A 12745-nucleotide genomic window follows, 5' to 3' on the forward strand; every position below is an offset into this window, starting at 1 on the left:
ACTGAACAGGCGCCCGACGAGTGGGCGCACCTTGGAGCCCATGTGAAACATTTGTTCATCGGCGGTGAGTGGCGCGAACCGGTTGCCGGCGGCAGCCGCGAGATCCGCTGCCCCGCTGACGGCAGCCTGGTAGCCACCGTCGCCGAGGCGACCGGCGAGGACACGCTCGCCGCCATCGCCGCCGCACGGCGCGCGTTCGACGAGGGGCCGTGGCCCCGCACGCCCGAGCGCGAGCGCGGCGACCTGCTGCTGCGCGTCGCCGACCTGCTGCAGCGCGACAAGAACGAGCTCGCCCGCGCGGAGGCGCTCGACACCGGCAAGCGCCTGGTCGAGGCCGAGTACGACATCGACGACGTCACCGCCTGCTTCCGGTACTACGGCGGCATCGCGGGCACCGACAGCGGGCGGGTCATCGACACCGGCCGCGCCGACGCAATCAGCCGGATCGTGCACGAGCCGCTCGGCGTGTGCGGGCTCATCACCCCGTGGAACTACCCGCTCCTGCAGACGTCGTGGAAGGTCGCCCCGGCGCTCGCCGCCGGCAACACCTTCGTCCTCAAGCCCAGCGAGCTCACGCCGTCGACGGCGATCCTGCTCATGCGGCTGCTCGAGGAGGCCGGGCTGCCGGCCGGGGTCGCCAACCTGGTGCTGGGCGCGGGCGCCGAGGTCGGCGCGCCGCTGGGTGAGCACCCGGACGTCGATCTGGTGTCGTTCACCGGCAGCCTGCCGGTCGGTCGCAGCCTCATGGCCGCGGCCGCCAGGACGGTCAAGCGGGTGGCGCTCGAACTCGGCGGCAAGAACCCGAACATCGTGTTCGCCGACGCCGACTTCGACACCGCCGTCGACTTCGCGCTCACCGCGGTCTTCCTGCACTCCGGGCAGGTCTGCTCGGCCGGCGCGCGGCTGATCGTCGAGGAGTCCATCCACGACGCCTTCGTCGACGCCGTGGTCGACCGCGCCCGGCGCATCCGGGTGGGCGGGCCGTTCGACGCCGAGGCCGAGACCGGCGCTCTCATCTCGGCCGCGCATCTGTCCAAGGTGGAGTCCTACGTGGTGGCCGGTATCGCCGAGGGCGCGACGCTGCGCTGCGGCGGCCGCCGCCCCGACGACCCCACCCTCAGCGGCGGCTACTTCTACCTGCCGACCGTGCTCGACAACTGCCACGCCGGCATGTCCGTCGTACGGGAGGAGTCCTTCGGCCCGGTCCTCACCGTCGAGACGTTCAACGGCGAGGACGAGGCCGTGCGCATCGGCAACGACACCGACTACGGCCTGGCCGGAGCGGTGTGGACACGCGACGCCGGCAAGGCGCAGCGGGTCGCGCAGCGGCTGCGCCACGGCACCGTCTGGATCAACGACTACCACCCGTACGTCCCGCAGGCGGAGTGGGGCGGCTTCAAGCAGTCCGGTCTCGGCCGCGAGCTCGGCCCCACCGGCCTGGACGAGTACCGCGAGACCAAGCACATCTGGCAGAACATCGACCCCCGACCGCAGAACTGGTTCCGTGGCTAGCGCGTAAGCGGTAGGCGACCGTCAACCCGCGACATGAGAGGCGTCATGAGTACTGAGACGGCGGCGCCGCCGCGCCAGACCAAGACCGGAGGCCGCTCCCCGGTCATCTCGGTTCGGGATCTGTGGAAGGTCTTCGGACCGAACGCCGACAAGGTGCCGGGATCGCCGGAGCTGGCCGCGCTGTCCCGGCGCGAACTGATGGAGCGGGCACACTGCACCGCCGCGGTCCGGGAGGTCGGCTTCGACGTCGCCCCCGGCGAGGTCTTCGTCGTCATGGGGCTGTCCGGCTCCGGCAAGTCCACCCTGGTGCGATGTCTGACCCGGCTGGTCGAGCCGACGGCCGGCGAGGTCGTCTTCGAAGGCGAGGACATCCTGCACGTCGACGCCAAGCGGCTGCGCGACCTGCGCCGCCGCAAGTTCTCCATGGTGTTCCAGCACTTCGGCCTGCTGCCCTACCGCAAGGTCGTCGACAATGTCGCGTACGGGCTGGAGATCCGCGGTACCGGCCGTGCCGAGCGCACCCGCCGCGCCATGGAGGTCATCGAGCTCGTCGGCCTCGGCGGCTACGAGAACTCGTACCCGAGCCAGCTCTCCGGCGGCATGCAGCAGCGGGTCGGGCTGGCCCGGGCCCTCGCGGGCGACCCGGACGTGCTCTTCTTCGACGAGCCGTTCTCCGCCCTCGACCCGCTGATCCGCCGCGACATGCAGAACGAGGTCATCCGGCTGCACCGCGAGGTGGGCAAGACGATGGTCTTCATCACCCACGACCTGTCCGAGGCGCTGAAGCTGGGTGACCGGATCCTCATCATGCGCGACGGGCGCATGGTCCAGTGCGGTACCGGCGACGAACTGGTCGGCGCGCCGGCCGACGACTACGTCGCCGACTTCGTCAGCGACGTGCCCCGCTCCCATGTCCTCACGCTGCGCTGGATCATGCGGCAGCCCCGGCCCGACGACGTGCTCGACGGCCCGGAGCTGGGGCCGGACGTCATCGTCCGGGACGCGACCCGCGTGGTGCTCGGCGCGGAGAAGCCGGTGCGGGTGGTACAGGACGGCAAGCTGCTCGGCATCGTCGGCAACGAGGAGATCCTGGCCGTCGTGGCGGGCACCGAGGCCGGTGCCTGATGGCTGTCACCACCACCGCGACTCCGCCCACCGCCCCGGCCGCCGGTGGCGCGTCGGCCGCCACCCCGCCGGCCGCGTCCGGACGTGCCGGTCGGCGGTTGCTGACCCGGCCGGCGGCGGTGGCCGGCACCGTCGTCGTCTGGATCGCCGTCTGGCTGCTGACGCGCGGCCGCGACACCCTGCACCTGTCCGGCGCGCAGCTGACGCCGCTGCACCGCTGGCTCAACAGCGTCAACGACTCCGTCGGCGCCAGCCGCAACTCGAACCCGCTCTTCCTGTACTTCTTCAACGAGATCCGGCTGGTGATCGACACCCTGGTCACGTTCATCCAGGGGCTGATCTCCCAGCCGGCGCACGGGCGCCCGGTACCCATCCTGGGCTGGCTGGGCGTCGTCGCGATCGTGACGTTCGTGGCGTGGGCGGTCGCGAACTGGCGCGTCGCGCTGCTGGCGGCCGCCGGGTTCGTGCTGTTCGGTCTGCAGGGCCTGTGGCAGGAGAGCATGGACACCCTCGCGCTGACGCTGTCGGCGGTGCTGGTGTCGCTGCTGATCGGCATCCCGCTTGGGATCTGGGCTGGCCTGTCCAACCGGTTCAACAAGCTGATCACGCCGGTGCTGGACTTCATGCAGACGATGCCGACCTTCGTCTACCTCGCTCCGCTCACCCTGCTGTTCGCCATCGGCCCGGCGTCGGCGACGATCGCGACCCTGATCTACGCCGCCCCGCCGGCCATCCGCATCACCGCGCACGGGATCCGGTCGGTGCCCGAGTCGCCGCTGGAAGCGTCCGACTCGCTCGGCGCGACGCGCTGGCAGACCCTCACGAAGGTGCTGCTGCCGCTGGCCAAACGCACGATCGTCATGGGCGTCAACCAGACCATCATGGCGGCGCTGTCGATGGTGACGATCGCGGCGCTCATCGACGCCCCGGGGCTCGGCAAGACGGTCATCAAGGCGCTGCAGACCCTCGACGTCGGCACCGCGTTCAACGCGGGCCTGGCGATCGTGGTGATGGCCATCGTCCTGGACCGGGTCACCACGGCGGCCGGCGCCAAGGTCGAGGAGGCCCAGAGCGCCGCGCGCCCAGGCGCGCAACGGCTGCGTAAGCCCCTGCTCATCGCGTTCGGCCTCGGCGCGCTGGTCTGCGCCTACCTGTCCTACACCTATGTGTGGGCCGCCGAGTTCCCTAGCACCATCGACCTGGGCAGCTACCTGTCGCGGGCCGCCACCGCCGTGTACGACTGGGCGCAGGGCGACGTGTCCCGGTTCACCGGCGCCATCAAGGACACGCTCACCAATGCGCTGCTCAACCCGTTCCAGACCTTCCTGACGAGCTCCCCGTGGTGGCTGGTCGGCGCGGTCGTCGTCGCACTGGCGGCGCTGCTGGGCAGCGTCCGGGCCGCGATCACCGCGGCGATCTGCGTGGGGCTGCTGGTCGGCACCGGAGTCTGGCAGGACGGAATGACGACGCTCGCCAGCACCATCGTCGCGACCTTGCTGACGATGGTGCTGGGCGTGGTCATCGGGGTCTGGATGGGCCGTAGCACACGGGCCGACCGGATCATCCGCCCGATCCTGGACGCCGGGCAGACGATGCCGGCGTTCGTCTACCTGATCCCGTTCCTGGCGCTGTTCGCGGCCAGCCGGTTCACCGCGATCGTCGCGGCGATCGTGTTCGCCGCGCCGGTGTCGATAAAGATCGTCGCCGACGGTGTCCGGGGCGTCCCGGAGACCACCGTCGAGGCCGCCACGGCCGCCGGGTCGAGCACCTGGCAGACGATCACGAAGGTCCAGCTGCCGATGTCGCGCAAGGCGCTGACGCTAGCGGCCAACCAGGGCCTCATCTACGTGCTGTCGATGGTGGTCGTCGGCGGCCTGGTCGGCGGCGGCGCGCTCGGCTACGACGTGGTCGCCGGCTTCTCCCAGGACTCGCTCTACGGCAAGGGCCTCGCCTCCGGCGCCGCCATCGTGCTGCTCGGCATCATGCTCGACCGGATCACCTGCGCCGCGGCGGAGCGGTCCGGCGGCGGCACGACACCCCGTTACAGGTAGTTCCCATCTCCCCTCCCGTGTGCGCCGGTCGGTGCCTACCGGGAGCACGGACATCACGCACCCACACATCGGCCCCACCGACACTCCGGAGGACCAGATCATGAAATTCACCAACAGTAAGGGAGCGAGACTGGCCGGCGTCTCCATCGCCGCCGCGGCAGTCCTCGCCCTCACCGGCTGCGGCGGGGCCAAGGTCGGCGCCTCGTCCGGCTCCGGGTCGGGCTCAGGCTCGGGCAAGTGCGGGACGTTCAACCTCGCCGTCAACCCGTGGGTCGGGTACGAGGCGGACGCGGCCGTCGTCGCGTACGTCGCGCAGCACGACCTCGGATGCAAGGTGGTCAAGAAGGACCTCAAGGAGGAGATCGCGTGGCAGGGCTTCGGCACGGGTGAGGTCGACGCGATCCTGGAGAACTGGGGCCACGACGACCTCAAGAAGAAGTACATCGACGACCAGAAGACCGCGGTCGAGGCCGGCTCGACCGGCAACAAGGGCGTCATCGGCTGGTACGTTCCGCCGTGGATGGTGCAGAAGTACCCGGACATCACCGACTGGAACAACCTGAACAAGTACGCCGACCTGTTCAAAACCTCGGAGTCCGGCGGCAAGGGCCAGCTCCTCGACGGCGACCCGTCCTACGTCACCAACGACGAGGCCCTCGTCAAGAACCTCAACCTGAACTACAAGGTGGTCTACGCCGGCAGCGAGACGGCCCTGATCCAGGCCTTCCGGCAGGCCGAGGAGAAGAAGACCCCGCTCCTCGGGTACTTCTACGAGCCGCAGTGGTTCCTGTCCGAGGTGAAGCTGGTCAAGGTGAACCTGCCCGCCTACACTCAGGGCTGCGACGCCGACGCGGAGAAGGTCGCCTGCGACTACCCGGCGTACGACCTCGACAAGGTCGTCAGCAAGAAGTTCGCCGACGCCAACAGCCCCGCGTACCAGCTCGTCAAGAACTTCCACTGGACGAACGAGGACCAGAACCTGGTCGCCAAGTACATCGCCCAGGACAAGCTGTCCGACGACCAGGCCGCCAAGAAGTGGGTCGACGCCAACCAGGCCAAGGTCAAGGCCTGGCTGCCCAAGAGCTGACCCGCTCCCCATTTGTCGATCTTGGACGGTTGTGCCACCCATAGCCGGCACAATCGTCCAAGATCCAGACAGATACGCTGAGTCGTATGACAGCGGTGATAGCGCTGGCGCTCGCCGAGCTGATCGTGGTGATGGCGGCCCATGTCGTGGCGCAGCGCAGCGGCCTGCCGGCGGCCGTCCTGCTGGTCCTCGCCGGCATCGGGTACGGCTTTCTACCCGGCCCGAACCTCCGGCTCGACCCGCAGTTCGTGCTCTACCTCGTGATCCCGCCGCTGCTGTACGGCGCCGCGTTGCAGTCCAGCCTGACCGCGCTGCGCAACAACGCCCGCGCCGTCATCAGCCTGTCGGTGGGGCTGGTGCTGGCCACCGCGCTCGCCGTCGGTTTCGGGCTCAGCGCGGTGGTGGCCACCGTGCCGCTGAGCCTGGCGATCGCGATCGGCGCGGCCGTCGCCCCGCCCGACCCGGTGGCGGCGCTGTCCGTCGGCCGGCGCGCCGGGCTGCCACCGCGGCTGACCACCCTGGTGGAGGGCGAGGGGCTGCTCAACGATGCCACCGCGCTGACCCTGCTGCAGGTCGCGGTCGCGGCCTTCGTCAGCGGATCCGTCTCCGTGGGCCTGGCGTTCGGCCAGTTCCTGCTCGCCGTCGTCGGGGGCGTGATCTGCGGCATGGTGGTCGCGCTGCTCATCACCGGCATCCGCAGGGTGATCATCGACCCGTTGACCGACAATGTGCTGTCGCTGGGCACCCCGTTCGCCGCCTATCTCGCGGCCGAGACCACGCACGGCTCCGGCGTACTCGCCGTCGTCGTCGCCGGCCTGTGGCTGGGCCACCACAACCCGTCGCAGCAGTCCGGCCGCGCCCGGCTCCAGACACGCGCCGTCTGGCGCCTGGTGGAGTACGTGCTCGAAGGCTACGTGTTCCTGCTGATCGGCCAGCAGCTACCCGCGGTCATACGCGGCCTCGGCTCCTACCCCACCACCACGCTCGTCGCCGCGTCGGCCATGACCGTCGGCGCGGTGCTGCTCGTGCGACCGCTGTGGCTGTGGGCCACCGCGCACCTGCCGGGACGGCTGCACGCCCGCCTCGGCGGCGACCCGCAGGCCGGCAACCCGCCGCTGTCCGGGCGCGAACTGCTCGCGCTGACCTGGGCCGGCACCCGGGGAGTGATCACCCTGGCCGCGGCGTTCTCCCTGCCGGCCACCGTTCCCTCCCGCAACCTGCTGCTGTTCTGCGCCTACCTGGTGGTCCTGGTCACCCTGGTCGGCCAGGGCCTGACCTTCGCCCCGCTCCTGCGACTGCTGCGCCTGCCCGGATCCGACGTGACCAGGGCGCTCACCCGCAACGAAGCCCGCGCGGCGGCGGTGCAGGCCGCGCTCCAGCGGCTGAAGGAGCTGCGCGACGCCGACCCCGAGCTGCGCGAGGTCCTCGACCCGCTGCGACGCGCCGCCGAATCCCGCCAACGGCGGTACACCGACCGGGTGGCGATGCTGTCCGGCATCGAGGACGAGACGCTCCCCGTCGACGAGCGCTACCGGGCGGCGCTGCGCGCCCGGCGCGAGATGATCGCCGCCGAGCGCGACGAGCTGCTCACCTGGCGCGACACGGGCCAGCTTTCCGACGCGGACCTGCGCGTCCTCGAAAGCGAACTCGACCACGAAGAGAGCATCCTGCCGACACCACATCGGGAGTAGCCCGAGCCGAGCGATCTGATCGGGTAGGCCTCACCCGCCCTCGAAGAAGCGCCGCGGGACGTCCACGAGCATCGTGGTGATCTGCTCGTCGGTCACGCCACGCTCGCGCACGTACGGCAGCACGTCCTTTTCGATGTGCAGGTAGTTCCACTGGCTCAGCAGGGGCACCACGTTCGGGTCGACCCAGTCGAGGTAGCAGGAGGCGTCCTGCGACAGCACCATCCGGTCGGCGTACCCGCGCCGGCACATCTCCACCAGGGTGTCGGCGCGGGCCTCGAACGTCGTGTCGAGGTTGAGACCGAACCGGTCCATGCCGAGGACGAACCCCGCCTCGGCCAGCTCGGTCAGGTGGTCGACGTCGCCTGTGTCGCCGCTGTGCCCGAGCACCACCCGGCGGGGGTCGACCCCCTCCTCGTCGCACAGCACCCGCTTGACCGCCAGCCCGGTCCGGCTGCCCGGGTGGGTGTGTACCGTGATCGGCGTTCCGGTCCGGTGGTGCGCCTTCGCCACCGCGCGCATCACCCGCTCCACGCCGGGCGTCAGCCCCGGGTGGTCGATTGCGCACTTGAGCATGCCGGCCTTGACCCCGGTACCTGCGATTCCGTCCTCGATGTCGCCGACGAACATGTCGACCATCGGATCGGGCAGCTCGGCGCCGACGGCCGCGTTGAGGGCCGGCCCCCGGTAGTGGAAGAAGAACGGCACGTCGCCGTAGGTGTAGCAGCCGGTCGCGACGACGATGTTGAGGTCCGGGACCTGCTCGGCGACCCGCTGGATGCGCGGAATGTAGCGGCCGAGGCCGATGACGGTCGGGTCGACGATCGTACGCACCCCCTGGCCGGCCAGTTCACTCAGCTTCGCCACGGCGTCCGCGACACGGGCCTCCTCGTCGCCCCACTCGTCCGGGTAGTTCTGCTGGACGTCCGCGGTCAGGACGAAGATGTGCTCGTGCATGTAGGTACGGCCGAGGTCGGCGCTGTCCACGGGTCCGCGGACGGTGTTGACCGGTGACATTCAGCGCAGCTCCTTCTTGAGTATCTTGCCGGTGGGGCCCTTGGGCAGCTCGGGGACGATGCGCACCTCGCGCGGGTACTTGTACGCGGCGACCCGTTCCTTCGCGTACTCGATGATCTCCTCGGGCGTCGCGGTCGCGCCGGGCTTGAGGGACACGATCGCCATGACCTCCTCGCCGAGCTTCTCGTCAACCCGGCCGATGACGGCGGCTTCGTTCACCGCCGGGTGCGCGTACAGCACCTCCTCGATCTCGCGCGGGTAGACGTTGAAGCCGCCGCGGATGATGAGATCCTTCTTGCGGTCCACAATGAACAGATAGCCGTCGGAGTCGCGGTAGGCGAGGTCGCCGGTGTGGAACCAGCCGCCGCGGAACGCTTCGGCGGTGGCCTCGGGCTTCTTGTAGTACCCCTTCATGATGTTGTGACCCCGGATCACGATCTCACCGACGTGCTCCGGGCCGGACGGCAGCTCCCGGTCGATGTCGTCGACGATGCGCACCTCCACACCCCAGATCGGCTTGCCGATCGACAGCACCTTGCGCTGCTCCGCACTGACGTTGAAGGTCGTGGTGCTGGCGCTCTCCGACAGCCCGTAGCCTTCGAGGATCACGCAGCCGGGGAACTTCTCCTCGAACGCGCGGATCACCTCGCCGGGGATGGCCGCACCGCCGGAGACGCCGACGCGCAGCGACGACAGGTCGCGGCCGGACACATCCGCGGCGTTCAGCGCGAAGTACATGGTGGGCACGCCGGAGAAGATGGTGCACCGGTGCTTCTCGATGGCGTCGAGGACGGCACTGGCGTCGAACCGGGGCACCAGCACCATCGTCCCGGCGAAACGGACCACGACGTTGAGCACGCTGGACAGTCCGAACACGTGGAACAGCGGGAGGACCGCGACGCCGATGTCGTCGTCGCGGAACTCGAACAGCTCGCCGGCGACAGTGCAGTTCATGAAGAGCTGGAAGTGGGTGAGCTCGGCGCCCTTCGGCTTGCCCGTCGTACCGCTGGTGTACAGCAGCACGGCCGTGTCGTCGGGGCTCAACGGGACGATGTCGCGGGTGTCGGCGGCGGCGTACAGCTCGTCGTAGTGCCGCGTACCCTCCGGCCGTTCCTGGCTTCCCGGCAGCGGCACCACGTACGTCGGCACCGGCGTCTCGAGCTGCGCGACGCCCTTGCACGCCTCAGCGGTGAACAGCTCGAAGGTCACAAGCACCCGCGCGTCGCTGTCGTCCAGGTGGTAGGCGACCTCCGGCGCCTTGAGCAGCGGGTTGAGCGGCACCATCACGAGCCCGGCCTTCAGGATCCCGAAGTACGTGAACAGGAACTGCGGCACGTTGGGCAGCTGGACCGCGACCTTGTCGCCGCGCTCCAGGCCCAGCGCCAGGAGGCTCGCGGCGACCCGGCCGCTGATCTCGTCGACCTGCCGGTAGGTGAACGTGAAATCGTCCAGGTGGCACAGTGGCTTGTCCGGGTTCGCGGTCGCGGACTCTCGCAGCATCGTCGCGAGATTGAAACTCATCGCTCCTCCTGCCGGGACACGGTGCGGGTGCCAGGAACATACCGGCCGGTCGGTACGGTGTGAAGAGCACATGCACAACACAGCCGGTGACGAGTGCGGCAGCAAGATGAGTTAGTGGGTATATGTCCGCGCGGGGCGGCTACGCCTCGACAGCGGCCAGGTACGGTCGACGGGTGACACCGGTCGTAGTCCTGAACGGCGGCTCGAGCTCGGGCAAGACCTCGATCGCTCGCTCCCTCCAGCGGCTGCTCGGTCCAACCTGGATGACGCTGGGGGTCGATGACCTTGTCCGGGCACTGCCGGGCGGTGATGAAGTCGATGACCTCATCCGGGCGCAACAGGACCGGGACGGGCCGGAGGGAGCTCAAGGCTCCATCGAGTTCGGTCCGGACGGATCCGTGACCGTCAGCGAGGACTTCCGTCGGGCCGAGGCAGCCTGGTACGCGGGCCTGGCGGTGATAGGGCGCTGCGGAACGGGTCTCATCCTCGATGAGGTCTTCCTGGGCGGCGGGTCGTCACAGAAGCGGTTGGCGGCCGCCCTGTCAGGCCTTCCGGTGGTGTGGGTCGGAGTGCATTGCACCCCCGAGGTCGCCGCCGCTCGGGAACGCGGCCGGCCGGACCGGGTTGTCGGGATGGCTCGTCTCCAGGCCGAACGGGTGCACGAGGGCGTCATCTACGACCTGGTCGTGGAGACCACCGCCACCAGCGCCGCCGACTGCGCCAGCGCGATCGCGTCCCACCTGACCGCCCTCGAGGGCTGACCCGACCACCAAGCGACCCAGCCGACACGCCGAGACAGCGCCGACTCAGATCAACTCGGCGCCCACACATACGGTGTCGTAGTCGTCACCGCCAGGAAGCCCAAGCGCTGGAGGATCGGCCGGCTGTCCTCGGAAGCATCGACCTGCAGGTATCGCACTCCCCGGTTGGCCGCGAGCTTCGCCCGATGAGCGACCAGGGCACGGTAGATGCCTCTGCCTCGCCAATCCGCCGACGTGGAACCGCCCAACAGTCCGGCGAACTCGGTGCCGGACCTGAACATCAGCCACGCCGCCGAGACAACGGCGCCAGCGGCTTCGGCGGCGAACACGGCGATGCCATTCGGGTCGGCCTCGATCCGTGAGATCAGGTCGTCTGCCAGCCGGCTCAGGTCCTGGCCCCAGACTTCCGACTCCAGCTCGGCGATGCGACGTAGGTCCTCGTCGGCGGTCACCTGCCGTATCGTCACGCTGTCAGGCGCTGCCGGCTCGATCGCGAGTGCCTCGACCGGCGCGATGAGTACGGTCTCCTGCTCCTCCGGCGAGAAGCCGGCGGCGCGCAGGCGCGCAGACAGATCTGCCGGCTCGTCATGACCCCGGACCTTCCATGCCACCGCCTCACCGCGCGCGCGGAAGTAGTCGCGCTGGCGGACGATGAGCTCATCCAGTTCGCGGCCCTGCAATCCCACGTCACGCGGTGCGCTGATGAAGCCGCGGAACTGTCCGACGATGCGTACGACCGGACCATCACGTTCCACTGTGACCCCGGCAGGTAAGTTCGTCGTCTCTGCCATGCGGAGTTGCTGGTCATAGACGCGGAGCAGAGCAGCAGTATCGATCACAAATACCTCTTCCGTGAAGGCAGGTGGTCGCCGTCGGCTTGCGCCGGCGGTACTGCCGTGCGGATCTCGGCTACCCCCTCGATCGGGCTGGTTCCCGGGTCGGTTGTGCACGGCCCATTGTCGCGGCGTGGGCCGCTGCCTGGGCATTTCGCGACCGACGGATTCATACCCACCAACTCATCTTGCTGCCGCACTCAGCCGGTGACGACGCTGGGTCAGCCGATGGCCGCGCGCTCCTGCGGGTCATCGGCCGAGGGCACGACCTGCGGCACGACCCGGTGCGCCGTCGCCAGCACCGAGGCGAGTACGAGCCCCGCCGCGCCGGCGATCCCCATCGCCCCGCCGGCGTAGGCGACAAACAACTGGTGCCGGCTCAGCTCGTCAGGCGGCGTCGACAGCACCTGACCGGTCAGCGCCAGCGCAAGGCCCGCGCCGGCCAGCAGGACGACCCCCGCGGCGGCGAGTACCCGCACCGCCAACCGGTTCGACGGGCCGTACCGGACTCCGCCGTGGCGGCGCTGCGCGGTGACGATGACCAGGCCGGCGACGCCGGCCCACCCGCCGACGACCAGCAGGGCGGCCACCGCGTCGCTGGGACGGTGCCAGCCGGCCGACAGCGTCGCGATTCCGGCGACCGCGGCGAACCCGGCGCCGATCACGGCGCCGACACCGCGCAGCCGGGCCGGCAGGACCAGCATGAACGCCACCGCGACCGAGGCCGCGATGGTCGTGTGGCCGCTCGGCAGGCTGTTGCCGGCCGCCGCCCGCTGCGGGTCGACCCCCAGCTCGGGGCGGTCGATGAACTGCTTGAGCAGCTGGGTGGTGACGTTGGCGCCGACGATGAGCACGACGACCCCGAACGCCACCGCTGCGCGGCGCCGGATCAGCGCGATGAAACCGACGACCGCGGTGGCGACCAGCAACGACACGACCGACATCCCGTTGAGGACCGTGTCGACCAGACCTTCGATCCGCGCCTGCCCGATACTGTTGCCCGCCAGCGCGACCGTGTCCAGAAGCTGCCCGTGTCTGGATCGCACGAAAATCCGCCAGACCGCCACGATGCCGGCAGCGTCGGCAGCCGCCAGCACCAGCAACCACAGCGTCAGACCGACCGGCCACCCGCGCATGCTCAGCAACCTAG

Annotated in this window: 10 protein-coding genes; 6 read left to right on the top strand and 4 right to left on the bottom strand. The window is 69.8% G+C overall.

All coding sequences use genetic code 11. From position 1 onward, the window contains the following. Positions 1–42: 42 nt before the first annotated feature. The 5 genes from HC031_RS23420 (at position 43) to HC031_RS23440 (ending at position 7466) form a co-directional block, all read left to right on the top strand. A complete protein-coding gene (locus HC031_RS23420; protein WP_167927554.1) occupies positions 43–1512 on the top strand; it encodes an aldehyde dehydrogenase family protein in 1470 nt (489 codons plus the stop codon). A 45-nt stretch (positions 1513–1557) separates the two neighbouring features. Further along, a complete protein-coding gene (locus HC031_RS23425; protein ID WP_167927555.1) occupies positions 1558–2637 on the top strand; it encodes a quaternary amine ABC transporter ATP-binding protein in 1080 nt (359 codons plus the stop codon). Further along, positions 2637–4688 (top strand): ABC transporter permease, encoded by a 2052-nt coding sequence (locus HC031_RS23430; RefSeq protein ID WP_167927556.1) that lies wholly within the window; start codon positions 2637–2639, stop codon positions 4686–4688. Before HC031_RS23425 ends, HC031_RS23430 begins: the two co-directional genes overlap by 1 nt. Positions 4689–4788: 100 nt before the next feature. Next, on the top strand, positions 4789–5775 hold the full coding sequence (locus HC031_RS23435) for an ABC transporter substrate-binding protein (RefSeq protein WP_167927557.1): 987 nt from the start codon (positions 4789–4791) through the stop codon (positions 5773–5775). An 86-nt stretch (positions 5776–5861) separates the two neighbouring features. Continuing rightward, positions 5862–7466, top strand: coding sequence for a Na+/H+ antiporter (locus tag HC031_RS23440; protein ID WP_167927558.1), 1605 nt, complete (start codon positions 5862–5864; stop codon positions 7464–7466). A gap of 30 nt (positions 7467–7496) precedes the next feature. On the opposite strand, the gene HC031_RS23445 is transcribed toward HC031_RS23440, so the two are convergent. Both HC031_RS23445 and HC031_RS23450 read right to left on the bottom strand, forming a co-directional pair. Continuing rightward, a complete protein-coding gene (locus tag HC031_RS23445) occupies positions 7497–8480 on the bottom strand; it encodes a phosphotriesterase family protein (RefSeq protein ID WP_167927559.1) in 984 nt (327 codons plus the stop codon). Continuing rightward, positions 8481–10001 (bottom strand): long-chain-fatty-acid--CoA ligase, encoded by a 1521-nt coding sequence (locus HC031_RS23450; protein ID WP_167927560.1) that lies wholly within the window; start codon positions 9999–10001, stop codon positions 8481–8483. A gap of 173 nt (positions 10002–10174) precedes the next feature. On the opposite strand from HC031_RS23450, the gene HC031_RS23455 reads away from it, so the two are divergent. Continuing rightward, positions 10175–10762 carry a chloramphenicol phosphotransferase CPT family protein gene (locus HC031_RS23455; RefSeq protein ID WP_338090795.1) on the top strand — a complete coding sequence of 196 codons (588 nt, stop codon included), beginning with the start codon at positions 10175–10177 and terminating at the stop codon, positions 10760–10762. Between the two features lie 50 nt (positions 10763–10812). Here HC031_RS23455 and HC031_RS23460 read toward each other — a convergent pair whose 3' ends face one another. Together HC031_RS23460 and HC031_RS23465 are read right to left on the bottom strand one after the other, a co-directional pair. After that, positions 10813–11601 (bottom strand): GNAT family N-acetyltransferase, encoded by a 789-nt coding sequence (locus HC031_RS23460; RefSeq protein WP_338090796.1) that lies wholly within the window; start codon positions 11599–11601, stop codon positions 10813–10815. Positions 11602–11816: 215 nt separating this feature from the next. After that, positions 11817–12731, bottom strand: coding sequence for a phosphatase PAP2 family protein (locus tag HC031_RS23465; protein ID WP_167927562.1), 915 nt, complete (start codon positions 12729–12731; stop codon positions 11817–11819). Positions 12732–12745: the final 14 nt, after the last annotated feature.

The organism is Planosporangium thailandense, from assembly GCF_011947195.1.
GTDB lineage: Bacteria > Actinomycetota > Actinomycetes > Mycobacteriales > Micromonosporaceae > Planosporangium > Planosporangium thailandense.

What these genes read in the sequence shown, in the direction of transcription:
- HC031_RS23440 (WP_167927558.1), top strand. Translation starts at nt 5,862, where the DNA reads ATGACAGCGGTGATAGCGCTGGCGCTCGCCGAGCTGATCGTGGTGATG.
- HC031_RS23425 (WP_167927555.1), top strand. Translation starts at nt 1,558, where the DNA reads ATGAGTACTGAGACGGCGGCGCCGCCGCGCCAGACCAAGACCGGAGGC.
- HC031_RS23435 (WP_167927557.1), top strand. Translation starts at nt 4,789, where the DNA reads ATGAAATTCACCAACAGTAAGGGAGCGAGACTGGCCGGCGTCTCCATC.
- HC031_RS23450 (WP_167927560.1), bottom strand. Translation starts at nt 10,001, where the DNA reads ATGAGTTTCAATCTCGCGACGATGCTGCGAGAGTCCGCGACCGCGAAC.
- HC031_RS23465 (WP_167927562.1), bottom strand. Translation starts at nt 12,731, where the DNA reads ATGCGCGGGTGGCCGGTCGGTCTGACGCTGTGGTTGCTGGTGCTGGCG.
- HC031_RS23430 (WP_167927556.1), top strand. Translation starts at nt 2,637, where the DNA reads ATGGCTGTCACCACCACCGCGACTCCGCCCACCGCCCCGGCCGCCGGT.
- HC031_RS23445 (WP_167927559.1), bottom strand. Translation starts at nt 8,480, where the DNA reads ATGTCACCGGTCAACACCGTCCGCGGACCCGTGGACAGCGCCGACCTC.